A 25,970-nucleotide genomic window follows, 5' to 3' on the forward strand; every position below is an offset into this window, starting at 1 on the left:
TAATTAGTATATATAAATATTACCACTATGTTTTTGCCAAATTTAATAAACTTATTGCCAAATTATTAACATAAACAATTTAATTATAAAATTTTTATATTATAATTTTTAGTAGTGTCAATATAAATTCTGTTACCTAACCCTATTTTCTAACTACAGTTAATCTTCCCTTTTTAAATCTTTTCTGTTTTACCTTTCCATATTTAACTACACATAAAAAATCTATCACATAATTTACATTTAAACATATATTAATATTAGAAGTAAATCATTAGTATCTACTTCTAATATTGATATAGGGGAGAAGAATTTTGAAGATTAGAAATGGACAAGCTTATTATGATAAAACTATTGGTGGTTGGAATCTTTTGACTGGCGATGGCATTAGGGATTATTATACTACAATTAGCTTTAAGGAATCCTTCACAAAAATCCCAAATATAATGCTTGCACTAAGTGGCGTTGATATTATAAACAAGCATAATTCTCGTATTAAAGTATATGTTGATAATGTAACCACCCACGATTTCACAATTTGTATCCACACTTGGGGCGATACAGAAATCTATGGTGCCGGCGTTTGTTGGATAGCTTACTCTGACGAAAATTAATTTTAATGATAATAAAAGGAACAGAATTTATTTTCTGTTCCTTTTTATACTTATCCAATATACTATGCTTTTATAATCATCTGAATTTTTCATATACAACACTATCTTTCATAATTTACATTGAAAATTTTAATAATTAAGATATAATTCCTACTCTACTCATAGGACATTATTTATAGTATGCTAAAATTTTATAAATGTTAATATAAGTATTAAAATAGGAAATTGCCTTTCTATACCTATTAAGTCTAGTAATAATATTCACTGTAGTCTCTGCCACTGATGGGACTACTAAAAGCTGTACAAACATAATTAATATAGATCAACTCTTAGATTTTTCCATTTTATTATAGATATTTTAATATCTTTTTTTATTTAAAATAAGTTTTGCATGATTACCATATTCTTCTACAGCACCTTCATTTAAAATAATAATTTGCTCTGCATCTTTTATAGTGTTTAATCTATGTGCTATAACTATAACGGTTTTATCTAAAGTAAGTTTTTTAATATTAATTATCAGTGTCAAGTGATGCTGTAACCTCATCCAGTAATACAATAGGAGCATCTTTAAGTATTGCTCTAGCTATAGATATTCTTTGTTTTTCTCCTCCTGATAACGTTAATCCCACTTCACCTACTATAGTATAATATTTACTTTCTAACTTTTCTATAAACTCATGACAATTAGCAATTTTAGTTGCTTTACTACCTCTTCTCTAGTGGCATTATCTTTCCCAAATTTTATATTATTATATATAGTATCATTTAAAAGATATACATCTTCACATACCATACTTATATATTTTAACAATGAATCTGGTTTTAAATATTTTATATTTTCACCACCAACTTTTATAATTCCTTTATTTATATCCCAAAATCTAGCTATAAGGCTTATAACTGTTGTTTTCCCAAAACCTTAGGTCCTACCAATGCAGTCATTGTATCTTCTTTTGCCTTAAAGCTTAAATTATTAATAGCATTTTCTCCTTCTTCATATTAAAAACTTACATTTTCAAACTTAATATCATAATTTAAAAAATTTGCTTCTTCATACATATAACTCATTTCTGGTTGATTATAAGTATAAATTAATTTTTGTGATGCTATTTTAAATATCTAAATTGTCCATATTATGCACCAAAAACTCTTATTATATTAGTAATTACCATATTTATTATTATAAATGTTAAAAATCCTTTTTTATCTATACTTCCTAATCCGAATTTAGTTGTAGCTATAATTAATAATATAGAAAACTTATATCAACTATGATCTGAAATATTAGTACAAAAGGTACATAGGAATAAATAAAGCTTTCAAGTTTTTCTATTTCTACATTTATTGTTTTTTTATTCATATTTATCCCCCCTTAAATAATAAAATTATATTACTTAATTTACAGTGTACATGATAATAATTATCAAATTCAACTCCAAAAAAATAAAAATTAATCTTATTTTTATTTTTGAAGCATTTTATATTATCTCACTTTATATATCTTTCTATATTTAAATGGTGTTATTTTGTTATATTTTTTGAATGCACTTGCAAATTTACTTGGATTTTCGTACCCTATTTCATTTGCCACCTCTAAGATAGACATATTTGTACTTTCTAAAAAATATTTAGCTTTATCAGTCCTCATTTTTTTTATATATTCATATACTGTACATTTAGTTGCATTTTTAAACTCTTCTTGCAATTTATATATAGTTATATTTAACCTATCTGCCAATTCTTTAACGGAGGGAGGAGTTTTAAGATTACTATCAATAATTTCCATAGCCTTTAATGCAATATCATTTTCTTTTACTTGTGCATTTTCAAAAGATTTTTCCTGAAAAAAAGTTACCATAAATTCTATAGTTTTATACTTTAGCTTTATATAATCTAAAACAGTATCTAGACTTATACTTTCTATTTCCTCTACTACCTTCTTTATTGGTTGGCTAGCTTTCTCACTTATTAATATCTCTCCTTTAAAGATATAACTTGTATATTTTTCCCAATTAAGTAATATCTTATCTTCCCATATCGGATTTATAGCATTTTTAATTGCATCAAAATTCATATGAACAGATATAATCTTACAGTTATTATGTTTAAATTTAAAATACTCTACATCATTTAGTGTTCTATAAATAAAAATATCTCCTTTATTAAGAACAAAGACTTTATTATATGGTAATGCTGTTACTTTTGTACTACCCTTTAAACAATACCCCAACTCTAAAATATCATCATCATATGTTCTATTATCAAAACTCATTTCAGTATTATTAATATTAAGGGTTGAAACTTCTAATCCATCCTCTATCTTCATTCTAGAAAAATTTCCAACTCCAAATTGTTTCCCAATGATATATTTTTTACCTAATAATTCATCAAAGGTCTTACAATCCAATTTTTCCTCAATATCTTTATAATACATATCTATAATAAAGTTATTAATTTTCAAGATTCCATTCCCCTTTAATTTTCATATTATAACTATGTAATTGATTTTCATTATCAATATATTTATAGTATACTAACACTTCTAATTATTTTTGTCTATATTTATTTTAATATTATGAATAGTTATGAACATTTTTCAATTGAACCATTAACATTAATTAAAATACTATATAGGATTATCTAAAACTTAGTTCTTTTCTTGACTACAAATCTAATTTTAACTATAATACGAAGTATGCTTCATATTATAAAAGTAGGTGAATAATTGAAAAAGGCAAATATAATCCATCAATTATGTTAGCTTATAAAATTGCTTTTATCTTTAATACCACTATTGAAGATTTATATTGTTTGGAGGAGAATATAAAAATTGAAAAAAAAAATAAAAAATAAGAATGGTTTTTTAAGCGGTATAATATTTTTATCGCTAGCAATCGTATCTTTCATCCTTCTTATGGAGAATTACAGTAATATGGTATTTGTAAAAACTATAAAAAATAGTCTATTAAGTATTTTTTGCCTTATTTTAGGGGTAAGTGAGCTATATAAAAGTTTAGTTATTCTGCCTAGCGAGGATGAACAAATTAATGATGAACGAGAAAAAATGATTTCACTTAAAGCAAAAAATAGCGCTTTTAAAATCACCTTAGGATTTTGCATAACTGTATGCATAGTGCTAGCAATTGCTATAAAAATTACAAATTACACAGACTTTATAGGCGTCTTTATTGGTATATTTATTGTTAGCACTATTATGTTTTTATCAGTAATAGGTGCCTACTTTTATCATGATAAACACAATTGAAGGTATATTTTAAAATAAACCTTTAATTGTGTTTATTACATTATATTTACCTTAAAATAATTGGATTTAATTAAAACTTTTTATGAACTTTTAGTTTTGTATATAAAATCTTTAACTTCATTTAAAGAAGGCAAGGAAGGTATTGCTCCCTTTTTTGTGGTGGTTAAAGCTCCTACTGTATTTGCAAAATATATAATATTTTCTAACTGCTCTTTTGACATATTTTTAATGCACTCTAAATTCTTGTTTCTTAATTTATAATGTATAGCTCCTAAAAAAGCATCCCCTGCCCCAGTTGTATCTACTGTATTAACAGCACATCCCGGAACACTACCATATAAATCTCCTCTACGATAAAAAGCACCTTCATCACCTAATGTAACCAAAACTAAAGCAGCACCGTCTTTTGATAGTAACTTCGAACCCTTTACTAAATCTATTTCTCCTGTTAGGAAAATCATTTCTTCTTTTGACACTTTTATAATGTCAGCGATTCTAATCCCTTTTTTTATTTGTTCCATTGCCTCACTTTCATTACTCCATAAAAGATCTCTATAATTTGGGTCATAACTTATAATTTTACCATTTTCCTTTGCAAATGATACAGTATTAAAAACAGCTAATCTTGCAGGTTCTCTCGTTAAAGACACAGATCCAAAATGAAATATATTACAACTATTTACTAAGTCTTTATTTATCTCATTTATCTTAAGCATAACATCTGCTGAAAACTTACGATAAAAGCTAAAAAGCCTCTCACCTTCTTCATTAAGCTGAACAAATGCTAAAGTTGTATTTTCATCTTCTGAGATAACTACACCTTTTGTACAAATTCCAATATTGTCTAAAGTATTTTTAAGAAATTCTCCAAAAATATCTTTACCTACTTTACCAATAAAAGCAGTTTTCCCTCCAAGTATACTATTTGCTGCTACTACATTGGCTGGTGCCCCTCCTGCATTCCTAGAGAATAATTGTTCCCCATACTCATTTACACCATTACAAGTAAAATCAATAAGTAATTCTCCAATAGCTACCACATCAAACACAAACTTTTCCCCCTTACATTAATTATTTTAAAATTCCATATAAAATTACACTAATCACTTGTTTCATAGACTCTTTTATTGTAATATTATTATGATTTTTAAAATTAAAATCCAAAAATAAGTCACTTGATTTTTCTAATATTTTACTTACAATATTAATATTTATATTGTTTTTTATGATGCCTTTTTCCATTCCATATTGCAACATTTTATTACCCCTATCTATTTTGAATCTTTTTAGTTGTTGAACTTTTTCCCATTGGTCAGGATAAAACTTATATACTTCATCCAATACTTTTATAGGAAGTTTATACTTATGGTAAGAGTAAATTATATTATATAATTTTTCTTCTAGACTTCCTTCATTATTTATAATACATAAAGTACTTTCTTTATCACCATCTATTACTTCTTTAAAGTATTCATTAATTATATCGTCTTTACTATTAAAATATTTATAAATAGTCTTTTTACTAATTTTAAGATCTATTGCAATACTATCTACAGTAAACTTTCTTAATCCATAAAGTTGTATATTTTTAGAAGCTGACTCTACTATTTTACTTTTCAATTTTCTCTCTCCTAGTTAAACACTTCTTTAATGTAAAAATTTTAAAATAGCCTGCATTAATCCAAATATACCCAAAGATAAGCCTATCAAAACTGGTGTATTATATTTTAAAGTTTCACCGTATATGGACATAAAAGGTATAACCATAGTCATCTGTCTTATTCCTAATGCACTACCTAGTACGCAAATAAAAAACAATTCTTTTCTAGAGAACAAATCTTTCATATTAGTACTCCTCTCCAATTACCAATGGAAACTATTTTAGTTTATATGGTTTATTTTTTAGTATAATAATACTTTTTATGTATTTTATCAATTTATAAAATTTCATAATAGATTTACATTACTACTTCAATAATATATTATTAAACTATAATATCTAACAAATGTGAGGAATGTATATGGGAAACTATTATAAAAATGGAGTTACATATTATAAGACTATTAATGAATATATTATTGATATAAATGAAGTAATTGATAATATAATATATAATAACAAAAAAATATCTTTTGCTTTAGTAGCACAAAATGCTAATATTACCCCTTTAGTTATAAAACAATATCCTGAACTTAGAAGTTATATATTAAAAAAAATAGATTATTACAAAAATATAAAAAATATTAATATTAAAATAGATAATGCAGTTGAAAGGCTATGTAAGTCTAATAAAAAATTAACCTTCATGGCTATTGTAAAAAGCTGTAGATTTCCCTTAGATTCTATATACAAAAATAAGTATATAAAAGGTAGAATTCTAAGTGTAATGCTAGAAAATATAAAAAAAAAATAGGATTGTAACCAAACAAACTACAATCCAATTTTTGCCTAATTATATATTAAAATTTATGTTACTTAAATAAATCCTTTAATAGTTTCTGCTCTATCATAAGCCTTTTTTGTTATTTCTTTAGGATAACCAATATACTCTAAAAGCCTTATAGCGTTTCTTGTTTGGGATACCCCTATCTTTAACTTATAATCAAAACTTAATCCATTCTTACTATCAACATCTTCACTAAAGTAATAGAATTCATAACTATCTTTTAAAATATCTACTAGTTCTCTATCGTGAGTAGCTACAATAGATATAGTTTTCCTATTATTTAAATAAGATAATATTTCCGCGGACATAGCTATCCTCTCTGTAGGATTTGTTCCCCTAAATATCTCATCTATTGGACAAAATACAGGTAGCTCTTTTTGTAAAGCCTTTACTATTCTAAGAATCCCTTCGGCTTCTGCCATATAGTAACTTTTACCTTTTGATAAATCATCATTAGGACTAATAGATGAAACTATATTAAAAAATGAACCCTCATACCCTTTAGATAACACAAAATAAAAAGTTTGTGCAAGTAGTATATTTATTCCTAGCATTCTAAGAAAGGTTGATTTCCCTGACATATTTGTTCCAGTTAAAACAATACCTTTATCCTTTATAAAAATAGTATTTGCTACTGGCTCTTCTAAAAGTGGATGTACACCATCTTGAATTTTTAGCATTACTTCTCTAGTAAACTTAGGATATGTATAATTCTGATTTAAACTATTTTGATATCCTGAAATAGATAAAATGGCCTCTATTTCTCCTAAAGAATAAAATATATTCATTATGTATTTTTTCTTTCCTTTTAACACTCCAGATATTTTATAATAAGAACATTCTTCTACTAAAAACAGTAATGATACCGCCTCAAAAAATCCTTGCCACATATTTACAAAACCTATTAAAAATGTACTTCTATCAATATCTTTTACATACTGAAGATTCTCCTTTATATTATTTACATGTTCTAAAAGCTCCTTATTTTTTATATTAGATACTTTTTTAGAAACTTTTATAATTTCCCTTAAATATATTATTCCACGAGATTTAATATTATCTCTTTCCAAATAATTTACCGTCATATTTAATGCCGCAGATGCTAATATAAGTGATACATAACCATTATCTACAAATATTGTTAATATTACAGCTAAAATTGGAAATATTTTACCCAATACTGTATAGATATAATATTTTATTTTATTTACTATTAATTCACTTTCTATCATATCTAAAAAAGTATTTTTTCTATCATTTCCTAATCCCAAAAATATACATAAAAGTTTTTCCCTTAAATCTATATCTTTTTTAAATAATTGAATTAATCTATTCCTATGTTTAAGCTTATTTTCATCACTCAAAGGATTTCTTAACATATAATATAAAACCGACTCCCCTAAAGTACTGGAAGTTCTATCTAACTTTTCATATACTCTATCCATATCCATATCAGACCAAGTCTCATCATCAATGGTATATTCTTCTTTAGGTTGCATATCAAAATATCTTCTTATATTAGGTAATTTTCTTTTCTTATCTTCATCTCCCTTATACTGTCTTCGTACAACACTTAATATCATCTGTTTATTCAATTGTGTTCCCCTTTCAACTTTAAAATTTTATTACCAGATAATATTTTACCATGTATTTTACTTATCTATCTTAATAGTTTCTTAAAATTATTAAATTCATATATTAGTCCAATCGTACAAAAATGTAATCTTATAATGTAAAAATGTAATCTTAATAAATGGTTAAGTTTTTACTTATATTTTATAATTTAAATACAAAATTAATTTAAAAAACTTTTAGGGAGGAAAAAACCATGAAAAATTTAAAAAATTTATTTAAAAAAATTTCCCTTAAAAATTTAAAAGTTTCTAAAACAAGTATAGGTAATTTAAAAAACTGTACTAAAGAAACTATTGAATTAAGCTCTATGTTAAAAGGACTAATGTTTTAATAATTACAAACTTAAACTACTATGGAGGATATTAAATGACCTTAGAAGAAACTTATTTATTGAAACCATACTTTTAAATTCCATATATACTATTACAAATAAAGTATATATGGAATTTTTTATTTTATAAATTTATATTTTATTTAGAATATTGAATTAATTTCTTTGTAATTTATGTTAATATTTGGTAATATAGTTATATGAGATATTCTCTTTAAATTTTTATATTTTAGCTTTTAAAGGGAGGTTATTAAATGAATATTTTGTATTCGTATAATACTAAAAGTATTAAAAAACATTCCAAATTAGCAATTGCATCCTTAATTTTGTCTTTTATTACTATTTTAATTACAGTGTGGAGTATTTCTCCTAATTACACTGAAGTATTAGGTAGTAGTCTTGTAAGCATATTCTCTGCATCATTTTGGTGGTTAAAAACTCAAAAAACTTTATTTGATATAGTCGGCCTGTTACAATTGTTATCGATGTTTACAGCCATTGTAATATCTATAAACGAACTTTATAAGGTAAATACAAAAAAAATTATACCCATTATCTCATTAACATTAATGTCACTACTAATTTTATTGTCAACAAAATAAACATATTTTATCCTTTATACTTAAAAAGTGAGGAGATGAATATCCTCTACCCATCCCCTTGCTTTTTTCCTTTATCTAATATTCTCTTTGATCTCCTTTTAATAAATTTTCTATTTGAGTACCCAATTCATGACCTTTTTTATAAGATGAAAAATGTTGAAATGGTACTTCATCTTTATGTTCATCTTTTCCTAAAAGACTATCTATTAATCCTTTTTTAGCTGCAGGCAAATCACCTACATGAATATCCTTTATATCATTTAAATTAAACTGGTCCACTGTTTTATCCTCCTTAAAAACTTTTTTCATTTATAGGATATCCATATATATATTAAATAATGTATTTAGTGTTACTTTATAAGATTACAACTATAAACTACTTAATACCACTTTCTAAGTATTGTTTCATCCGTCCGCTCCACAACTCATACACTTCATTGTATTCTTCATAAACTACCTCTAAGAATTCATTTAGTACTCCTAAATTATTTAAACCTTTCATTAAATGCCTGGGATAAATCACATTTTTTGAATAATTATTTTTGGGATCTATTACCATAATTTTAAAATTACTATCTATATATAGATCCTTACATCTAATATCTATTTTCTTAAATTTAAGTCTTTTAAATTCCTTCATAAGTTTAATTATACTAACTCCTATTTCTTTTCTAAATCCCCTCCTCTTTATATAATGATCTAATCTTTCTCCACCAACATAATCTCTTACAATATAGTAATCCCCTTGTTCATAGGTTTTAGGGAAATACTTACTTTTCCCTGTTTTTTTTAATATACTATACTCTTTATCACACACCTGTTTTTCTTTAAAAATTTTAATTACCTTCTTATTAGGTAATGAATAAACTATTCCATTATGCCCACTACCTAATACTTCAGCTGTTTTTAACATTTTCTCACATCTTTTGTCTAGATCAATGTAATAATAATTATTATCCATACTCATAATTTTATATCACCTACAAGCTATACTATAATTATTGTATGATAATATATATAAAAAGTTTCTTTAATTAATTTATTCTATATAATAATTTTGTCTAAACTTCTTTTTTATTTTTAAAAATTGTTCCATATCATTTAAAAATTGAAAAAGCAATGCTCTATTTTCAAATTCTTCTCTAGTCACAGGTAATGGCATTTTTCTAAATGTTTCTTTTAACATATATAAATCTTCAATCAATTTTTCTGCTGTATTTTTCTCATATAAATGTTTTGCTACTTTTTCAGTAAAATTAGCTATCATTATGGTTTGATCATAGGTTATGAAAAAATATTTAAAATGCTCTTGCATTCTTTTAATAGTATCAAATTGTTGTATTCTCATCTCCATATATTCTACATAGTACTTTGAGTCTTCAAAATAATTATTAAAATTTGTATAGGCACGCTTTTTACCCTTAATTAATTTTCTATCTAATTTATTAATTAAGTCATCTTTCTCTATTAAAGATTTTTGGTTTTTCATTTCCTCTGACATTTTAATTAAAACTCTCTTCATAGTATCTTCAATATAAATTTGGTCTTCTTTTATCTGCTCTTCTATACTAGTCATATAAAGATTCAATACCAATGCTATACTTACTCCTACAACCATAAGTCCCAACTCGTTTAATATCCAAACTATATTTACTGATTTTTCACTTAACAAGTGAGATACAAGAACAGAACTTACTACTATCCCTTCCTCAACATTTAGTTTTACAGTTAATGGAATAAATATTATTAAAAAAATTCCAAACGCAACTTCATTAAATCCTAATATTTTAAATAACACACAGGCAAGTATTAATGCTACTATGCATGAAATAACTCTTTTAATGGCAATTTTAACTGATTGTTTTTTAGTACTTTGTACACTTAAGATAGCTATTATTCCCGCAGATACCGCATACTGTAATCCAATTTGTTTAGCTATTATTATTGCAAGTGATGCACCTATCCCTGTTTTTAATGTCCTATATCCTATAAGCTTCATATTGTACCTCCCTTGTATATATTATAACGTAATTTAAGGGCTATTATTTAAAATAGCCCCTTAATAAATTACTTAGTATCAACCTACATTTTCGCTTTGTACAATATCTAGTATTTCTTGATTAATTGTATTATATAAATCAACCTCCATAATATTCACTAATTTTGTATTATGCCTCCTTTTATGAATTATCCATAATAACAAAAATATTGGTAATCCTATATATGAAGAAATAACTCCACTCCAATCAATTTTATCCGCTTGAAAATAAGTTAAGCCCTGTCCTAAAATTACAATAGTACATAATATAAAAGCTATAATAGGTCCAAAATGAAATAATTTAGCCTTATATCTTAAATTTGTTAAGTCACGTCCCTGAGCTATATAAGCCTTACGAAAACGATAATGACATACTGCTATTCCAAGCCAAGAAACAAACCCTGCAAGACCCGAAACTGCTATAAGCCAAACATATACTGTGATCTCTGCATAAAGCCCTGTTAAAAAACATGCTGAAGCAACTATTGTAGTTAATATTAAAGCATTTATTGGTACTCCTCTTGAATTAACCTTTGCAAGAAATTTAGGAGCCTTTCCTTCTTTAGCCATAGCATATAACGTTCTGCTTGAAGCATACATTCCCGAATTTCCACAAGATAAAACTGAAGTTAATATAACAGCATTCATTAAAAAGGCCGCTGCTGCAATGCCTGCTTTTTCAAATACCATAGTAAAAGGACTAGTATTTACCCCTGCTTCCATATAAGGAATTATTGCACCTACTACAAATATAGTTCCTAAATAAAATACTATAATTCTCCAAAATATAGTATTAACTGCTTTGGGGATATTTTTCTCTGGGTCTTCACTTTCACCTGCCGCTATACCTACAAGTTCAGTTCCTTGAAATGAAAAACCCGCTATTAAAAACACCATAAAAATAGACTTAGCCCCCTACAAATGGTGCTTCATTAATAACAAAATTTTTAAATCCTATAGCCTCTCCTCCAAATATTCCAAGTATTGTAGCTATACCTATTATTAAAAATATTATTACTGTAATAACTTTAATTCCCGCAAAAATATATTCCGATTCCCCATATGCCTTTGCAGACAATAAATTAAGTCCAACTATTAAAAAAAGAAATAATACACTCCAAAGAATGCCTGGTACTTTAGGAAACCAAAACTCCATAATTAATGACCCTGCCACCATCTCTGTCGCAACGGTTATTGCCCAATTATATCAATAATTCCACCCAAGAGCAAAACCTAAAGACTCATCCACAAATTTTGATGCATAAGTCTCAAAAGATCCTGCTACTGGCATAAATGTTGCCATTTCCCCTAGGCTAGTTATTAAAAAATAAACCATAATTCCTATACAACCGTATGCAATTAATGCCCCTCCAGGTCCTGCTTGTCTAATAGTAGCTCCTAGTGCTAAAAAAATTCCTGTTCCAATAGCTCCACCCATAGCTATCATATTTAAATGCCTTGCTTTTTAACTTCTTTTTAACTCTTGGGAATTATGATTTTTCTTATCCATACTATTCCTCCTGAAAGTTTGAATTTTATAAAAAAAGTACTCTAAGCTTACACTCAGAGTACAAAATATCTATTATTAAAATAGCAATGAATGATAGTTCACCACAAATATACACTTGTGACAGTCTTACATATATTTTATGTAATCCCAACTATACAGTATTAAAGCATCTACTGTACGTTTCGGCAAAATTTCCTTTCTCCATTGCTTAATTGTGCTTACCTCCGCAATGTTACTCTTAAATTTTGCTCCTCTATCCATATTATTAAATTATTAATAAGTAAACAGGTTTATTTTGTAATTCACTATTTTTCATCTTAATTCCGGATGTACTATTTTATATATTTGTGCATTTCTCTTTATTTTATCTCCATAATATTGCTTTGCATAATTTTTTATTTTATCATCTTGACTACTATTCCTTTCTATCCAAGCTGCAGCTAATCCTTTATAATCATTGTCTTTAAAGTGCCTAGATATATACCATGCACCTATTTTTATATTTATATCTATGTCCTCTATATCCTCTTTTTTAAAATTTTTAATCCCCATTTCTTTAGCATATTGTTCAACCTTTGTATCCTTTAAATTGAAAGGACCAACTGCTTCACCTTTTTTATATTCATCATTTATATCAGTAAAATTATTCTCAAAATAAATTACTCCTGCTAAAATTGTTGGGTCTATATTATAATCTTTTGCGTATTTTTCTAACTTATCTTCATAATTCAATTTAAAGACAACATTTCTTGTAAAGAAAGTGCCTGCTATTATTATAAAAAAGAATACTGCTAATAAAGATACAACTACTTTTTTCATCTAAACTCCTCCTATTTTATAATGGTTTTATAATAATATTTTACAGTGAGTAAATAATATAATAAATAAATTATTGTATATGGAATAGCCGTTAATACTATAGGTGTAAAAACCCCTATTCCCATCCATTTACCAAACTTCGATAATGCTACTGTACCATGACATACCCCTACTACAAGTGGTATAAAAAACACAAATGCCATCTGTTTATATATAGATTTCTTAATTTCTGATTTTTTAATTCCTATATTTAATAATATTTTATATCTTGCTTTTTCCTCATTTGCTTCTGAAATCTGTTTGAAAAATATTATACTTGCAGTACAGATTAAAAATACTAATCCTACAAAACTACCTATAAAAAATAAAGTTCCTATTTGTGATACTTCTTCTTTATAAACATTATAATAATCTGCTTTTAATACTTTAAAATTTGGAATACCTTCATTATTTACTCCTTTACTTTCTATATAATCTGATATAATTTCAGTGAATTCTTTTGATAGTTGCCCACTTCTTCTATGATTATCTATCAAATATAGATTGTATATTCTCTCTTCCTTACTTTTTCTCAACTTATTAAATTGATTATCTTTAACAATAACTACATCATCTAAATTCCCTGAATTTATCAAATACATCATTTCCATTTTAACTACATTGTATTTATTATTACTTCCTCTTAATTGTACTTTATCTATATAATCTTTAGTATTAACAAATCTTTTTATAATAAAAACATCATTATTAGAAGATAGTTTCATATCCATATTTAAGTTTCTTGCTTTAAGAATTTTATTAAAATCACTTTCTGACATTATATTTTCACTTTCATACCTACCGTCTTTAGATTTTCCTTCATATACAAGAGGCTTGATTACAATTTTACTTCGTAATTTGTTTAGGTTATTACTAACTAATAAATCATCTATTTTATTAGTCAGTAATTTGTCCTTATTTTCTATAACATAGTCAAAAGGATTCTCCTTGTCTATATTTATAGCAAAATTAGTATAATAACTTATACTAAACCCTAAAGATGTCAATGTAGTAGCAATTAATATAGCTATAGTTGCTAAACTCATTGAATTTCCTTTAATTCTATACATTAGTTGAGAATTAGATATCATATTTAATCCATTATAATATTTTTTCTCATTTCTTTTTTTCTCTTTTAAATAAAATACTAAAAATGAACTAAAGAATAAATATGTTCCTGTTACCACTGTAATTAAAGTTATTAAGGAAACCTTTCCCAAAGAATTTTCAAATTCAAATATATATATTAAATAACCAGTTATTAATAATAGTACAGACAATACTGCTATAATAACAGATGACTTGGGCATCTCCTCTTTTTTACTTTCTGCTTTAAATAAATCTATTAATTCATATTTATATATAATAGTAGCACCATGAAAAGATATAAATAAGAATATTAATAAAAATGTTTTTATAGTTTCATAAACTGCAGTAGCAGTGAAAGTAGCTTTTATTATGCCTTCTGCATCTATACTTTTCATAAATAAATAAATAAAGCCTTTAGATAGGATAGCACTACAACATATTCCTATTAACATAGCTAATATTCCCATTACCATGGTTTCATAGAACATCATAACTCCTATACTCTTCTTTTTTACACCAAGAAGAGAATATATGCCTATCTCCCTTTTCCTTTTTCTTATAAAAAACGAATTTGAATACCAAATAAAAATAAATACAAATAAAGCTATTATATATGATGCTGCTTGAAATCCTTGTCCTACTTTTTTCATTTCCTTGGATACTGTAGTTATTTGTTCATTATATTCAATACTTTTAAATAAGGCGTATATAGTTACTGAAAAAACCATAGATGTAAAATATATAATGTAATTTTTATAACTATTTTTTACATTTTTTAAAGCAATGTTAAATAATTTCATTACCTTCACCACCTAATAATGATGTTGTGTCTAGTATTTCTTTTAAAAAAGTCTTTCTAGAATCTTTTTTATATACTTCTTTGTATAATCTACCATCTTTTATAAAAATTACTCTTTTACAATAAGATGCTGCTAAAGCATCATGAGTAACCATCATTATTGTGGCATTTTCCTTACTATTGCAATTTTCTAATGTTTCAAGTAATTCCATTGATGATTTAGAATCCAAAGCACCTGTAGGCTCATCTGCTAAAATTAATGATGGTTTATTAATTAATGCTCTTGAGGCTGCTACTCTTTGCTTTTGTCCTCCAGATATTTCATAAGGGTATTTATTAAGCAGACCATATATTCCTAATTTTTTTGTTATTTTCTTTACCTTTTCATTAATCTCTTTATAATTCATTTTTGATAAACTTAGAGGTAATGCTATATTTTCTTTTACTGTCAATGTATCTAAAAGATTAAAATCTTGAAATATAAAACCCAATTTTTCCCTTCTGAAATCTGATAGTTTATCTCCTTTCAATAATGTTATATTTTCCCCATCAATTACTATCTCTCCTTCTGTTGCTTTATCTATTGTAGATACCATATTAAGAAGAGTAGATTTCCCAGATCCTGAAGGACCCATAACTCCTATAAATTCCCCCTCATATACTGTCAACTCTATTTTATCTAATGCTCTATACTTATTCTTATTATCTCCGTAAATCTTAACTAACTCATTTACTTTTAATATTTCTTTCATTTGTATCTCCTCCTTACAAACTAAAGTATAAAATAATGAATTATTTTTAGATATCGATTTTTCTTTCACTATTATTACAAGCATGTAATACAATATAGTTGTCTAAAAAAATTTAATCTTAACACACTAAATTATTAAATATTTACCTATTTAAAAGAACTTAAAAGTCATATATAATATCTTTTATATATATACTAAGCAAACTATACTGTATATAAATAAAATTTAAATAGACTAAGGAAGGAATTATAATATGAGTATTTTAACTGTAAAAAATTTAAGCCATGGATTTGGTGATAGAGCTATCTTTAATGATGTTTCATTCAGGCTTTTAAAAGGAGAACATATTGGACTTATAGGAGCTAATGGAGAAGGTAAATCAACTTTCATGAATATAATAACAGGGAAATTAATGCCAGATGAAGGTTCTATTATATGGAGCAATAAGGTTAGAGTAGGATATATGGATCAACATTCTAAACTACAAAAAGGACAAACAATAAAAGATGTACTAAAAGAGGCCTTTAGATACCTTTTTGATATGGAAATAGAAATGAATAAACTCTACGAAGATATGGGTAATATGAATGAGGAAGAAATGAATAAAGCCCTTGAAAAAACAGCATTAATCCAAGATATTCTGGATAATAATGGTTTTTATATTATCGATGGTAAAATAGATGAAGTTGCTACAGGTCTTGGTATTAAAGATGTGGGTTTAAATAAAGATGTATCTGATCTAAGTGGAGGACAGAGAACTAAAGTTTTATTAGCAAAATTACTTCTTGAAAAACCAGATATTTTACTTTTAGATGAACCTACTAACCATTTAGATGAACAACATATTAATTGGTTACAGCGTTATCTTCAAGATTATGAAAATGCCTTTATATTAATATCACATGATATTTCATTTCTAAATAATGTTATAAATCTTATATATCATATGGAAAATCAGGAGTTTAATCGTTATGTTGGAAGTTATGATGATTTTATTAGAATTCACGAAGCAAAAAAACTACAATTAGAGGCTGCCTATAAAAAGCAGCAACAAGAAATAGAAGCTCTAGAAGACTTTATTGCAAGAAATAAGGCAAGAGTTTCTACAAGGAATATGGCAATGTCAAGACAAAAAAGACTTGATAAAATGGATATAATTGAACTTTCTAAAGAGAAACCTAAACCAGAATTTATTTTTAAAAAAGCTAGAACCTCTGGTAAGATTATATTTGAAACCCAAAACCTTGTTATTGGATATGACTATCCCCTTTCAAAACCACTAAACTTAGTTATGGAAAGAGGTCAAAAAATTGCTTTAGTTGGCGCTAATGGTCTTGGAAAATCAACATTACTTAAAAGTCTAATAGGGAAAATCAAACCAATAACTGGAGATATTAAATTAGGTGACTATCAAGAGGTAGGATATTTTGAGCAAGAGCTTCAAGGAGGAAACCATAATTCATGTATAGATGAAATTTGGGATGAATTTCCGTCCTATACTCAGTATGAAGTAAGGTCTGCACTTGCTAAATGTGGATTAACAACCAAGCATATAGAAAGTCAAGTATATGTATTAAGTGGTGGGGAACAAGCCAAAGTAAGATTGTGTAAACTTATAAATAGAGAAACAAATATTCTAATATTAGATGAACCTACAAATCACTTAGATATTGATGCTAAAGAAGAATTAAAAAAGGCTCTAAAAGACTATAGTGGTAGTATATTACTTGTATGCCATGAACCTGAATTTTATTTGGATATAGTTACAGATGTATGGCACTGTGAAGATTGGACAACTAAAATTCCATAAATATATTTATAACCCCTTAGGTATTTAACCAAAGGGGTTATTTAAATTATTAAATTTTGATTAAATTAAAAATTTAATTATTGACACGTAATACCTACTTTGCTAATATCCAATTAAAATAAATATATTATTATAAACTAAAGGATGGTGCTTTATGCGTTTACTTATTATAGAAGATAACATTGAACTTTCAAATTTCACAAAAATTGGATTAGAAAAAATGGGCTTTTATGTAGACGTATCTAATAATGGAATAGATGGGGAAGAAAAGGCTTATGTTAATAGATATGATGCTATATTATTGGATTTAAATCTTCCAGATAAAGACGGATTGGAAATTCTAAAATATTTACGAACTTCAAAAATTAATGTACCTATAATAATTATTACAGCAAGAGATGAAATTAGTGAAAGAGCATTAGGATTAGACTTAGGTGCCGATGACTATATTGTAAAACCCTTTCAATTAATAGAAATCCGATCAAGAATCCATGCCATAATTCGTCGTTTTCATGGAAGAACTAATCCTATTATAGTAATTGGATGTATAACACTAAATCCTCTTACTAGAGTAGTAAACGTAAAAGGGAAAACTTTATCTCTAACCACAAAAGAATTTGACATATTGCAACATTTAGCTGAACTTCATCCTGCTGTTGTATCTAGTGAAGAAATTGCTGAACATATTTACGATGAAAATTTTGACCCTTTTTCATCTGTTTTAAGAGTACACATTGCCAGATTAAAAAAGAAATTAAATGCTGCCTATGGTAAAGATATTTTATTAAACATTAGAGGAAAGGGGTATATATTGTGCGTAGAGTAAATATAAAAATAGGTTTGGTCATAATTATATATTCCATAATATTAACTTTAATATTAACTTTAGGAGTTTATGGATTTAAAAATTCCTATAATAAATCCGCTGAAAAAAAGATTATAGATAATACTATTCTTTACAAAATAGACACTAAAGATTACAAAAATATACTGTCCAGTAATTCACTTAATGTATCTATAAGTAATATTGCACCTGCAAAAGAAATTAGCAATTATTATGAAACTGTTGGCTTTAAAAATCTAACACCTTTTTTAATAAAGTTTTTTATCATTTTAATAATTTCCTCCTTTTTATTATGGGCTATATTAAATTCTATACACAATAAAGAAATAAAAATAATTACTAAAAATCTTAATACATTAGATAAAGACATGGGTTTAAATACGATAAATAATTCTATAACATTCGCTTATAATAACATTAAAAATAAATTTAATGAAAATCTTGATGATTACAAAAGATTAAATTCCTACCTATCTCACGAACAAAAAAATGCTATAGCTATTTTACGCACTAATTTAGAAATAGATGAAAATTATAAATACTTAAAATTTATTGATAATATTTCTCATAGTATCGATGATATTTTAACTTTAAGTGATTCAAAAATCCCAAAAGATATGACAGCTGTAGACGTTTCCTTAGTTTGTGCATCAATTTGTGATACTTACAGCAATATATATAAAAATATAAGTTTTGATTTTGATTATGAAAGTAATACAACTATTTTAGCTAAAGAAAGATGGATTTATCGTGCAATAAGTAATTTAGTAGATAATGCTATAAAATATGGTCAAGGAAATCCCATTGATGTGTATGTAAAAAATAAAAATAATAGTGTTATCATTACCGTTAAAGATAATGGTATAGGGATAGATAAAAAGTCTATAGAACAAATTTTCAATAATAAATATAGAATTAACAAACTAAATAAAGCAGGCTATGGAATAGGATTAAGTTTAGTTTCTCATGTATGTGATTTATGTGAAGGTTTTGTAATGGTTGACAGTGAATTAAATAAAGGCTCCTGCTTCTATTTATCTTTTCTAGAATACAAATAGTTTATTATTCATTAAAGGGAATGTAATTAACATTAAATAAACAATGTATTTGTTATACTAACTCCAAGTTAAAGTTTATATAAGGAGAGTGTAGTATGTATATTATAAAAAACTCATTGAAAAATATTATACGTAATAAGGGCCGTAATATTTTATTAGGTATAATAATGATAGCAATACTTTCTTGTGTGGCTATCTCCATTATTATTAACACAACTTCTGATGACATAATAAATAGTTACAAAAATAAATTTGGATCAGAAGTTTTTATTCAAGCAAATCGTGAAAAAATAGAAGAAAAAATCAATAGTGGAGATACAAAAGTACTTGATGAGGGAATTCCAAATGAAATTTTAGAGAAACTTTCCAAATCTAAATATATTAAAGAAACAGTATTTAGTTCTTCCTATAGGGGTTATAGTGATACCATTAAGGCACTAGATCAACAAAAAAATGAAAAATCAAACGGTTTCACAGAGATGAATATTGTAGATAAAAATAACAAAAAAAACAAAAACTCTAAAATAGCAAATTTAAATATTTTAGGAGGTCTTAATCCATCTGGAAGAGATGAATTTAAAAATGGTACAAGAAAAATTGTAGGTGGCAAAATGCCAATAAACGAAGGAGAATGTATAATTAGCGAAAATTTTGCCAAGCTAAATAATTTAAAAATTGGTGATAAATTCAAAGTTCAAAATCCTAATAATCCGGATAAATATGCTCCTTTAAAATTGACTGTTTCTGGACTATATTATGATGGATCTAAAAATGAAAATGTTGGTTTTAAGCATCCTATGGTTAACAGAAAAAATGAAATTATTACCACATATGACACATTGAAAAAATATAACAATGAGATAAAAGACTTTAATAATTTTATTATTGATGCTAAATATTTCTTGAAAAATCCAGATTTATTAGAGAATTTTAATAAGGAAGCACATGAAAAAGGACTAAACGATTTATATGAAATATCCACAGACAAAGAAAATTATAATAACATTGTTAAACCTATAGAAGGTTTAAAAAATGTATCAAATACATTTATGTTTGTAGTATTAGGCTTTGGGGGAAGCATATTAGTCCTAATTTCAATACTTGGAATACGAGAAAGGAAATACGAAATAGGAGTTCTTAGAGCAATGGGCATGAAAAAAGGGACCGTGGCTTTAGGACTAGTCTTTGAAACCACCTGCATGATAATAATTTCCTTAATTCTAGGATTATCTATTGGTAATTTATTATCCCAGCCTATTTCAAATACTCTACTTCAAGGTCAATTAGAAGCACAAAAACAAGCTTCATCATCTGTAATAGGTGGAGTAGTAAGTATAAATGCAACACCTACAACACCTCCAATAGAAAATTTAACAGTTTATCTAAATTGTGAAGCCATTATATTAATAATAGGTGTAGCCTTATTACTTGGAACAATATCTATAGGAATTGGAATTCTTTATATAATGAGATATGAACCTATGAAAATTTTATCAGAAAGGAATTAAGAAATATGAGTATATTAGAATTAAAAAATGTATGTTATAGATATGAAGATAGAAATAAAGATATACTAAAAAATATAAATATAGCCTTTGAAAAAGGTAAAATATATGGTGTTGTAGGAAAATCTGGAGCAGGAAAAAGCACTCTTTTATCTTTGATTTCTGGATTAGATACATGTAGTTCAGGGGAAATCCTATATAAAGATAAAGATATAAAATCTATAGATAGAGATTTATATAGAGCCAAAGATATTGGTGTAATATTTCAAGGCTATAATCTACTTACCAATGCAACTGCTTTAGAAAATATAATTTTATCTATGAATATAAGTGGAATTAAAAATAAAGAAGAAGATGCTTATGATTTATTAAATAAAGTTGGAATCAATAGCGAAAAAGCTAAAAGAAAAATATTAAAACTATCTGGCGGGGAACAGCAACGAATCGGTATAGCAAGAGCACTTTCACATGACCCAGACATTATAATTGCAGATGAACCCACGGGAAATTTAGATGAAGATGCCGAAAAAAAAATAATGAATATTTTAGTCTCATTAGCACATAAAGAAAATAAATGTGTTATTATCGTAACCCATTCAAAAAATGTTTGTACCTATTTTGATGAAATCTGGGGCATTAATTCAGGTAAATTAGTATTTGTTAAATAACTTTAATTATAATTTAAAAGTCTAATCTATTAAATATTTTTGATAGATTAGACTAAATTTATTATTATGGTAAAACTTTATTCATATCTAAGAGCATCTATAGGTTTTAGTTTAGCTGCTTTATAAGCAGGAAATATTCCAAATATAATTCCTACCAACATAGAAAATGAAAATGCAATACATATAATCTTCATAGAAAAAACTAAGTTAATTCCAAATTTTAAAATTATACCCCCTATTGCTAATCCTGTAATAACACCTATTAAACCACCTATAGAACTTAATACTAAAGCTTCTATTAAAAATTGACTCATTATGTCTCTTCTTTGACCACCTAAGGCTTTTCTTATTCCTATTTCTTTTGTCCTCTCAGTTACTGATACAAGCATTACATTCATTACTCCAATACCTCCAACTATAAGAGAAATGCTTGCAATACCTCCAAGTAATACACTTAAAGTCTTTGTTACAGATCCCATAGTCTCTAGTAATTGCTTTTGACTCATAATAGTGTAATTTTTTTTATTACTTCCATTTGAGTTAATCTTATTTGTAAAATATATTTTTAAACTATTTAATAGTTTTGATATGGAAGATTATTTGTTTCCTAGTAGAAAAAGTGTTCATTTAACTATTAAATCACTACATAAAATCATAAAATCTATTAAAAGAGAATTGAATATAAAAGGGAATTACGGAACCCATACCATTAGAAAGACATTTGCATACCATAAATCCAACTACATTACACACCCTACAGAAAATTTTAAACCATTCGACACCAGCAATGACATAGAACTTGAAAAAGAGCTGCTAAGCAAAAGGCTGAAGATCTCAATATGACCATATCAGATTGTATAAAATGCTGTTGCTTAATCAAACCATCACAACAAAAGTGTGAACTTGAAGTTGATTATAAAATAAAAAATAGTAAGGTAGATGGAGTTAATGAGTAAATATATACTTAAATTAACCGGGATTGATTTAAGTAATGATAGTAGTGATGATATTTTTAAAATTATATTTAAAATGCTATGAGTTATGATTTTTATAGTTGGATATATGATCTATATGTTAATTAGAGAGTTTTCACCTGTATTTATATAAATATTTGATTTAATTTTATAAAAAGTTTTTATTTATAAGAGATGTATTAATAAAAATCACAATTACAATAGTAAATTAGTAATTGTGATTTTTTAGAGTGAAAGTTAAATCAATTTAATTTTATGTTTTGTAGGTTATTATCATACTCTGTGCTAATTATTTTATTATATTTATAATAAAATAATATGGAAAGTACTAGATAATTTATACCTATACCTATATAAATCCCTGAAAGGTTTATTTTAGCAACAAAAACTAAACAAATAATAATTATCATACTAATAATATTTATTATCAAACTTACAATAAACACCCATTGTTCTTTATTAATACCTTGTAAACTATATTTATAAACAGAATGCGGTAAATTAAATATTTGTGCAAATATTGCAAGTATAATATAAGAAGCCGAAAAATCTATTACTGTTATATCGTTAGTAATAAATCCTAAGATTTTTGTTTTAAAAATTATATATATTATCGAAATCACCAAATAAAATAAAAAAGTGAGTAATAAACATAGTAAGGGTATAGTTCTCATTTCTTTTCGCATATTTTTAGTAGAAAATTCTCCTACCAAATTCAATGAAGTTGAAGAGTATGCGTGCATTGGCATTAACAATATATTTATTACAGTAAATAATAAAGTATAAGTAGCAGTTTCTATAACTCCTATTCTCGAAACAATACCAATAATAACGATATTAAAAAGAGTACCTTCTAAAAATTCTTGTCCCATTAGAGGAAGAGATGTTTTTATTAATTGGTTTATATAATATTTTATGTTTTTTATATTAGTTTTTAATTGAAACACATTTGTATCTCTCAATATGTAAATATATATAATGACATTTATAAATAATGAAATAATTGAAGCTATTGCAGCTCCAGTTACCCCCATTTCAGGAAAACCCATTTTACCAAATATAAAAATATAATCTAATACTAAATTACTTAAACTAGCAATTAATGAGCCATAAAAAATATATTTTGTTTTTTTAATTATTTTAAATAATGAGGAAAATACAAATAAGATCATTGTTAATCCTATAGACATTCCATATATAGCTAAATAGTATGAAGCTTCTTCTAATATTTTACCATCAAAGCTGAAAAAGATTTTTAGGATAGGAACTCTAAAAACTAAAATTAAAATGTAAAATATTATGCCAATGAACCCACTTAAAGCTATTGTTATTGTAAATTTATTAAATAATTCTGTATTATTATCATCACTTAATACTTTAATTTTAGAACCTAAAATGTTAAAGGCTATTGCAATCATTCCAAGGATTCCACTTATACTATAAAGTGTTAATGAAACTGTTCCTACAGCTGCATAAGCAAAAACAGAAATTCTTCCTACCATTGCTTGATCTACTAGCCCAATTAATAGATTAGTAATCATATTTATTACTAAAGGTAATGCTATGTTATTAATGTTTTTTATATGTTCTTTAAATTTTGACGTCATTAGGTATCACCTCAGTTGGAAAGCTTAAATTTATTAATATATCATAAATTATATTTAAGCATCTATAACTCTTTAAAAAGTTTATAAGATCATTATAAATACTCTTTTCTGGAATGTTATATTTATTAGTAAAATGATTAATTATTTTATCAAATTTATATTTTTGGGAAATTAAATACAACATTTCTGAACCAATCATATTAATTTTTACAAATTCTAAATCAATAGGGTCAAAACTTATAAAAAATTTACCCTCCTTTCTAAAAATCAATGTTTTTTCTCCTTCTATATAAAATGCAGTTATTTCGTCCATACTTATTCCTCCTCTGATTCATAATAACAACTTTCATCTGAACCATAAATACTACCATATAGATTATATGCGGCAGATCTACAACCTGCACCACACCAGCTTTTATTGCACTTTTTACATTTACCTTGCAAATCATCAAAATTTATATTACGAAGTTTTTTAAACACTTCAGATTTTATCCAAATTTCTCCAAATGAGTTTTCTTTTATATTTCCGGCTTTAAACTCATCTATACCAATCATTAAATCACAACCATAAACATCACCATTTTGTATTATAGAACATGCATTTATACCGGATTGACATGAAATATCTCTCTTGGATGAATTATTAATTATATTATTTTGTCCCCATACAGGTAATAGATCTAATCTATTGTAATATTCTAAAGGAAAGTAATATAACCAAAAAACTTCACTTTCATTTGGAGGAACAATTTTGAAATGAAGTTTTATCTCTTTATTAAACATCATTTTTGATAACTGTAAAAATACTGGATACCACTGTTCTTTAGTAACTAATATATCTCCATCAGAAGCTCGTCCAGTAGGACAGACTACCATTACTTTCATATATGTTATCCCTAACTGTTCATTAAATTTTATACATTCAATTAAATTGTCAACATTATTTTTATTAAGAGTAAATAATGTTGATACAGGCAATTTATATTGTTGTAAATTTTTAATTCCATTTATAGTTTTCTCAAAAGTGTTTTTTCCTCTTATTTTTTCATGAGTTTGTTTATTACTACCATCTAAACTTACACAAATTCTATCAAATTTGTAATTAGATAATTTTTTAGCTATATCATTATCTATTAGTGTAGCATTTGTATTTATAATTTTTGCAAATCTGTATTTTTGAGTTGCTTCTAAAATTTCAAAAAAATCTTTTCTAATAAATGGTTCTCCACCACTTAGAGAAATTCTATGTACATTTAATTTTTCTAACTCATCAAACAAGCGCTTAAAATCATCTAACGTTAGTTCTTGATTACTTATAGCTTCAGGGCCAGAAGATGCATAACAATAATCACACTTAAGATTACATCTATTAGTAATACTTATGTCAACTAATCCTGGTGCTGAAAAAAAATCTCTCATATTCTATTCACTCCTTAAAATCTATAATTAATTTAAAAATAAGCTTTATGTTTTACATAAAGCTTATTTTTAAATTAGTTTTTTTAACTTTAGCTTAGCATTTACCCCATGCAACAAAAGTTTCAACTATTGGCTGTTCGTATTT

The 25,970-nt window shown here is 25.9% G+C and carries 28 protein-coding genes, 3 pseudogenes and 1 riboswitch; of the genes and pseudogenes, 12 read left to right on the forward strand and 19 right to left on the reverse strand.

Features of this window, described 5'->3' with window-relative positions; translation table 11 throughout:
• Positions 1 to 311 precede the first annotated feature (311 nt).
• On the forward strand, positions 312 to 611 hold the full coding sequence (locus EJL03_RS03795) for an H-type lectin domain-containing protein (RefSeq protein WP_125152645.1): 300 nt from the start codon (positions 312 to 314) through the stop codon (positions 609 to 611).
• 358 nt (positions 612 to 969) lie between these two features.
• Here the strand turns inward: EJL03_RS03795 and EJL03_RS16770 are convergent, their stop codons facing one another.
• The 4 genes and pseudogenes from EJL03_RS16770 to EJL03_RS03805 form a co-directional block, all read right to left on the reverse strand.
• On the reverse strand, positions 970 to 1,140 hold the full coding sequence (locus EJL03_RS16770) for a hypothetical protein (protein ID WP_243108636.1): 171 nt from the start codon (positions 1,138 to 1,140) through the stop codon (positions 970 to 972).
• Positions 1,124 to 1,243: an ATP-binding cassette domain-containing protein gene (locus EJL03_RS16775; RefSeq protein ID WP_243108637.1), complete on the reverse strand. Its 120-nt coding sequence runs from the start codon at positions 1,241 to 1,243 to the stop codon at positions 1,124 to 1,126. Before EJL03_RS16775 ends, EJL03_RS16770 begins: the two co-directional genes overlap by 17 nt.
• Before the next feature lie 38 nt (positions 1,244 to 1,281).
• A pseudogene (locus EJL03_RS16780) lies at positions 1,282 to 1,521 on the reverse strand (ABC transporter ATP-binding protein); the annotation flags it as partial.
• Positions 1,522 to 2,097: 576 nt separating this feature from the next.
• A complete protein-coding gene (locus tag EJL03_RS03805; protein ID WP_423243333.1) occupies positions 2,098 to 3,075 on the reverse strand; it encodes a helix-turn-helix domain-containing protein in 978 nt (325 codons plus the stop codon).
• A gap of 260 nt (positions 3,076 to 3,335) precedes the next feature.
• On the opposite strand from EJL03_RS03805, the gene EJL03_RS16785 reads away from it, so the two are divergent.
• The gene (locus EJL03_RS16785; protein ID WP_423243336.1) at positions 3,336 to 3,467 is read left to right on the forward strand and encodes a helix-turn-helix transcriptional regulator; all 132 of its coding nucleotides are present in this window, start codon (positions 3,336 to 3,338) and stop codon (positions 3,465 to 3,467) included.
• Entirely contained in the window at positions 3,445 to 3,879 is a 435-nt protein-coding gene (locus EJL03_RS03810; RefSeq protein ID WP_125152647.1) for a DUF2178 domain-containing protein, read from the forward strand. Before EJL03_RS16785 ends, EJL03_RS03810 begins: the two co-directional genes overlap by 23 nt.
• Before the next feature lie 80 nt (positions 3,880 to 3,959).
• Here EJL03_RS03810 and EJL03_RS03815 read toward each other — a convergent pair whose 3' ends face one another.
• The 3 genes and pseudogenes from EJL03_RS03815 to EJL03_RS03825 form a co-directional block, all read right to left on the reverse strand.
• On the reverse strand, positions 3,960 to 4,928 hold the full coding sequence (locus EJL03_RS03815; protein ID WP_125152648.1) for a carbohydrate kinase family protein: 969 nt from the start codon (positions 4,926 to 4,928) through the stop codon (positions 3,960 to 3,962).
• A gap of 22 nt (positions 4,929 to 4,950) precedes the next feature.
• The gene (locus EJL03_RS03820; protein ID WP_125152649.1) at positions 4,951 to 5,499 is read right to left on the reverse strand and encodes a TetR/AcrR family transcriptional regulator; all 549 of its coding nucleotides are present in this window, start codon (positions 5,497 to 5,499) and stop codon (positions 4,951 to 4,953) included.
• Positions 5,500 to 5,538: 39 nt separating this feature from the next.
• A pseudogene (locus EJL03_RS03825) lies at positions 5,539 to 5,724 on the reverse strand (MFS transporter); the annotation flags it as partial.
• A 176-nt stretch (positions 5,725 to 5,900) separates the two neighbouring features.
• On the opposite strand from EJL03_RS03825, the gene EJL03_RS03830 reads away from it, so the two are divergent.
• Positions 5,901 to 6,293, forward strand: a complete 393-nt coding sequence (locus EJL03_RS03830; RefSeq protein WP_125152650.1) for a hypothetical protein — start codon at positions 5,901 to 5,903, stop codon at positions 6,291 to 6,293.
• Between the two features lie 62 nt (positions 6,294 to 6,355).
• Here EJL03_RS03830 and EJL03_RS03835 read toward each other — a convergent pair whose 3' ends face one another.
• Complete coding sequence (locus EJL03_RS03835; RefSeq protein ID WP_125152651.1) at positions 6,356 to 7,921, reverse strand: MutS-related protein; 1,566 nt, start codon at positions 7,919 to 7,921, stop codon at positions 6,356 to 6,358.
• A 233-nt stretch (positions 7,922 to 8,154) separates the two neighbouring features.
• Here EJL03_RS03835 and EJL03_RS15955 point away from each other — a divergent pair, with 233 nt between their 5' ends.
• Positions 8,155 to 8,292, forward strand: coding sequence for a hypothetical protein (locus EJL03_RS15955; protein ID WP_164508994.1), 138 nt, complete (start codon positions 8,155 to 8,157; stop codon positions 8,290 to 8,292).
• Between the two features lie 254 nt (positions 8,293 to 8,546).
• Complete coding sequence (locus tag EJL03_RS03840; RefSeq protein WP_125152652.1) at positions 8,547 to 8,894, forward strand: hypothetical protein; 348 nt, start codon at positions 8,547 to 8,549, stop codon at positions 8,892 to 8,894.
• A 75-nt stretch (positions 8,895 to 8,969) separates the two neighbouring features.
• On the opposite strand, the gene EJL03_RS03845 is transcribed toward EJL03_RS03840, so the two are convergent.
• From EJL03_RS03845 to EJL03_RS03875, 7 genes and pseudogenes are all read right to left on the reverse strand, one after another.
• On the reverse strand, positions 8,970 to 9,173 hold the full coding sequence (locus tag EJL03_RS03845) for a hypothetical protein (protein ID WP_243108638.1): 204 nt from the start codon (positions 9,171 to 9,173) through the stop codon (positions 8,970 to 8,972).
• Between the two features lie 97 nt (positions 9,174 to 9,270).
• A complete protein-coding gene (locus EJL03_RS03850; protein WP_125152917.1) occupies positions 9,271 to 9,855 on the reverse strand; it encodes a protein kinase in 585 nt (194 codons plus the stop codon).
• 78 nt (positions 9,856 to 9,933) lie between these two features.
• Positions 9,934 to 10,893, reverse strand: coding sequence for an aromatic acid exporter family protein (locus tag EJL03_RS03855; protein WP_125152654.1), 960 nt, complete (start codon positions 10,891 to 10,893; stop codon positions 9,934 to 9,936).
• Between the two features lie 78 nt (positions 10,894 to 10,971).
• Positions 10,972 to 12,379 (reverse strand): annotated as a pseudogene (locus EJL03_RS03860) (amino acid permease).
• A 149-nt stretch (positions 12,380 to 12,528) separates the two neighbouring features.
• Positions 12,529 to 12,706, reverse strand: a riboswitch (Lysine riboswitch).
• 48 nt (positions 12,707 to 12,754) lie between these two features.
• Entirely contained in the window at positions 12,755 to 13,261 is a 507-nt protein-coding gene (locus EJL03_RS03865) for a lytic transglycosylase domain-containing protein (RefSeq protein WP_125152655.1), read from the reverse strand.
• An 11-nt stretch (positions 13,262 to 13,272) separates the two neighbouring features.
• Positions 13,273 to 15,189, reverse strand: a complete 1,917-nt coding sequence (locus tag EJL03_RS03870) for an ABC transporter permease (RefSeq protein ID WP_125152656.1) — start codon at positions 15,187 to 15,189, stop codon at positions 13,273 to 13,275.
• The gene (locus EJL03_RS03875) at positions 15,176 to 15,940 is read right to left on the reverse strand and encodes an ABC transporter ATP-binding protein (RefSeq protein WP_125152657.1); all 765 of its coding nucleotides are present in this window, start codon (positions 15,938 to 15,940) and stop codon (positions 15,176 to 15,178) included. The genes EJL03_RS03870 and EJL03_RS03875 overlap by 14 nt, the downstream gene beginning before the upstream one ends.
• 253 nt (positions 15,941 to 16,193) lie before the next feature.
• Between EJL03_RS03875 and EJL03_RS03880 the strand changes: the two genes are divergently transcribed.
• The 5 genes from EJL03_RS03880 to EJL03_RS03900 all read left to right on the forward strand — a co-directional run bounded on the left by EJL03_RS03880 (position 16,194) and on the right by EJL03_RS03900 (position 21,825).
• The gene (locus tag EJL03_RS03880; RefSeq protein WP_125152658.1) at positions 16,194 to 17,750 is read left to right on the forward strand and encodes an ABC-F family ATP-binding cassette domain-containing protein; all 1,557 of its coding nucleotides are present in this window, start codon (positions 16,194 to 16,196) and stop codon (positions 17,748 to 17,750) included.
• Between the two features lie 154 nt (positions 17,751 to 17,904).
• Entirely contained in the window at positions 17,905 to 18,576 is a 672-nt protein-coding gene (locus EJL03_RS03885) for a response regulator transcription factor (protein WP_125152659.1), read from the forward strand.
• Positions 18,564 to 19,652, forward strand: a complete 1,089-nt coding sequence (locus EJL03_RS03890) for a sensor histidine kinase (RefSeq protein WP_125152660.1) — start codon at positions 18,564 to 18,566, stop codon at positions 19,650 to 19,652. Before EJL03_RS03885 ends, EJL03_RS03890 begins: the two co-directional genes overlap by 13 nt.
• 95 nt (positions 19,653 to 19,747) lie before the next feature.
• Positions 19,748 to 21,160, forward strand: coding sequence for an ABC transporter permease (locus tag EJL03_RS03895; protein WP_125152661.1), 1,413 nt, complete (start codon positions 19,748 to 19,750; stop codon positions 21,158 to 21,160).
• 5 nt (positions 21,161 to 21,165) lie between these two features.
• Entirely contained in the window at positions 21,166 to 21,825 is a 660-nt protein-coding gene (locus tag EJL03_RS03900) for an ABC transporter ATP-binding protein (protein ID WP_125152662.1), read from the forward strand.
• Between the two features lie 77 nt (positions 21,826 to 21,902).
• Here EJL03_RS03900 and EJL03_RS03905 read toward each other — a convergent pair whose 3' ends face one another.
• Positions 21,903 to 22,331 (reverse strand): ABC transporter permease, encoded by a 429-nt coding sequence (locus tag EJL03_RS03905; protein ID WP_125152663.1) that lies wholly within the window; start codon positions 22,329 to 22,331, stop codon positions 21,903 to 21,905.
• An 82-nt stretch (positions 22,332 to 22,413) separates the two neighbouring features.
• Here EJL03_RS03905 and EJL03_RS16790 point away from each other — a divergent pair, with 82 nt between their 5' ends.
• Positions 22,414 to 22,668, forward strand: a complete 255-nt coding sequence (locus EJL03_RS16790) for a site-specific integrase (RefSeq protein WP_125152664.1) — start codon at positions 22,414 to 22,416, stop codon at positions 22,666 to 22,668.
• A 373-nt stretch (positions 22,669 to 23,041) separates the two neighbouring features.
• Here the strand turns inward: EJL03_RS16790 and wgkD are convergent, their stop codons facing one another.
• Genes wgkD through EJL03_RS03925 form a run of 3 tightly spaced genes read right to left on the reverse strand, consistent with a single transcriptional unit; the run spans position 23,042 to position 25,825 of the window.
• A complete protein-coding gene (gene wgkD, locus EJL03_RS03915; protein WP_125152665.1) occupies positions 23,042 to 24,406 on the reverse strand; it encodes a tryglysin-associated MATE efflux transporter WgkD in 1,365 nt (454 codons plus the stop codon).
• Positions 24,390 to 24,719, reverse strand: coding sequence for a PqqD family peptide maturation chaperone WgkC (gene wgkC, locus EJL03_RS03920; RefSeq protein WP_125152666.1), 330 nt, complete (start codon positions 24,717 to 24,719; stop codon positions 24,390 to 24,392). The genes wgkD and wgkC overlap by 17 nt, the downstream gene beginning before the upstream one ends.
• Before the next feature lie 2 nt (positions 24,720 to 24,721).
• Entirely contained in the window at positions 24,722 to 25,825 is a 1,104-nt protein-coding gene (locus tag EJL03_RS03925) for a radical SAM/SPASM domain-containing protein (RefSeq protein WP_125152667.1), read from the reverse strand.
• Positions 25,826 to 25,970 lie beyond the last annotated feature (145 nt).

It is taken from the genome of Clostridium rectalis (assembly GCF_900626095.1).
In the GTDB taxonomy this organism is placed as follows: domain Bacteria; phylum Bacillota; class Clostridia; order Clostridiales; family Clostridiaceae; genus Clostridium_AS; species Clostridium_AS rectalis.

Coding starts and splice junctions, on each gene's coding strand:
- EJL03_RS03865 (WP_125152655.1), bottom strand. CDS start 13,261: ATGAAAAAAGTAGTTGTATCTTTATTAGCAGTATTCTTTTTTATAATA.
- EJL03_RS03880 (WP_125152658.1), top strand. CDS start 16,194: ATGAGTATTTTAACTGTAAAAAATTTAAGCCATGGATTTGGTGATAGA.
- EJL03_RS03840 (WP_125152652.1), top strand. CDS start 8,547: ATGAATATTTTGTATTCGTATAATACTAAAAGTATTAAAAAACATTCC.
- wgkC (WP_125152666.1), bottom strand. CDS start 24,719: ATGGACGAAATAACTGCATTTTATATAGAAGGAGAAAAAACATTGATT.
- EJL03_RS03870 (WP_125152656.1), bottom strand. CDS start 15,189: ATGAAATTATTTAACATTGCTTTAAAAAATGTAAAAAATAGTTATAAA.
- EJL03_RS15955 (WP_164508994.1), top strand. CDS start 8,155: ATGAAAAATTTAAAAAATTTATTTAAAAAAATTTCCCTTAAAAATTTA.
- EJL03_RS03905 (WP_125152663.1), bottom strand. CDS start 22,331: ATGAGTCAAAAGCAATTACTAGAGACTATGGGATCTGTAACAAAGACT.
- EJL03_RS03850 (WP_125152917.1), bottom strand. CDS start 9,855: ATGGATAATAATTATTATTACATTGATCTAGACAAAAGATGTGAGAAA.
- EJL03_RS03855 (WP_125152654.1), bottom strand. CDS start 10,893: ATGAAGCTTATAGGATATAGGACATTAAAAACAGGGATAGGTGCATCA.
- EJL03_RS03925 (WP_125152667.1), bottom strand. CDS start 25,825: ATGAGAGATTTTTTTTCAGCACCAGGATTAGTTGACATAAGTATTACT.
- EJL03_RS03900 (WP_125152662.1), top strand. CDS start 21,166: ATGAGTATATTAGAATTAAAAAATGTATGTTATAGATATGAAGATAGA.
- EJL03_RS03875 (WP_125152657.1), bottom strand. CDS start 15,940: ATGAAAGAAATATTAAAAGTAAATGAGTTAGTTAAGATTTACGGAGAT.
- EJL03_RS03895 (WP_125152661.1), top strand. CDS start 19,748: ATGTATATTATAAAAAACTCATTGAAAAATATTATACGTAATAAGGGC.
- EJL03_RS16790 (WP_125152664.1), top strand. CDS start 22,414: ATGGAAGATTATTTGTTTCCTAGTAGAAAAAGTGTTCATTTAACTATT.
- EJL03_RS03885 (WP_125152659.1), top strand. CDS start 17,905: ATGCGTTTACTTATTATAGAAGATAACATTGAACTTTCAAATTTCACA.
- EJL03_RS03830 (WP_125152650.1), top strand. CDS start 5,901: ATGGGAAACTATTATAAAAATGGAGTTACATATTATAAGACTATTAAT.
- wgkD (WP_125152665.1), bottom strand. CDS start 24,406: ATGACGTCAAAATTTAAAGAACATATAAAAAACATTAATAACATAGCA.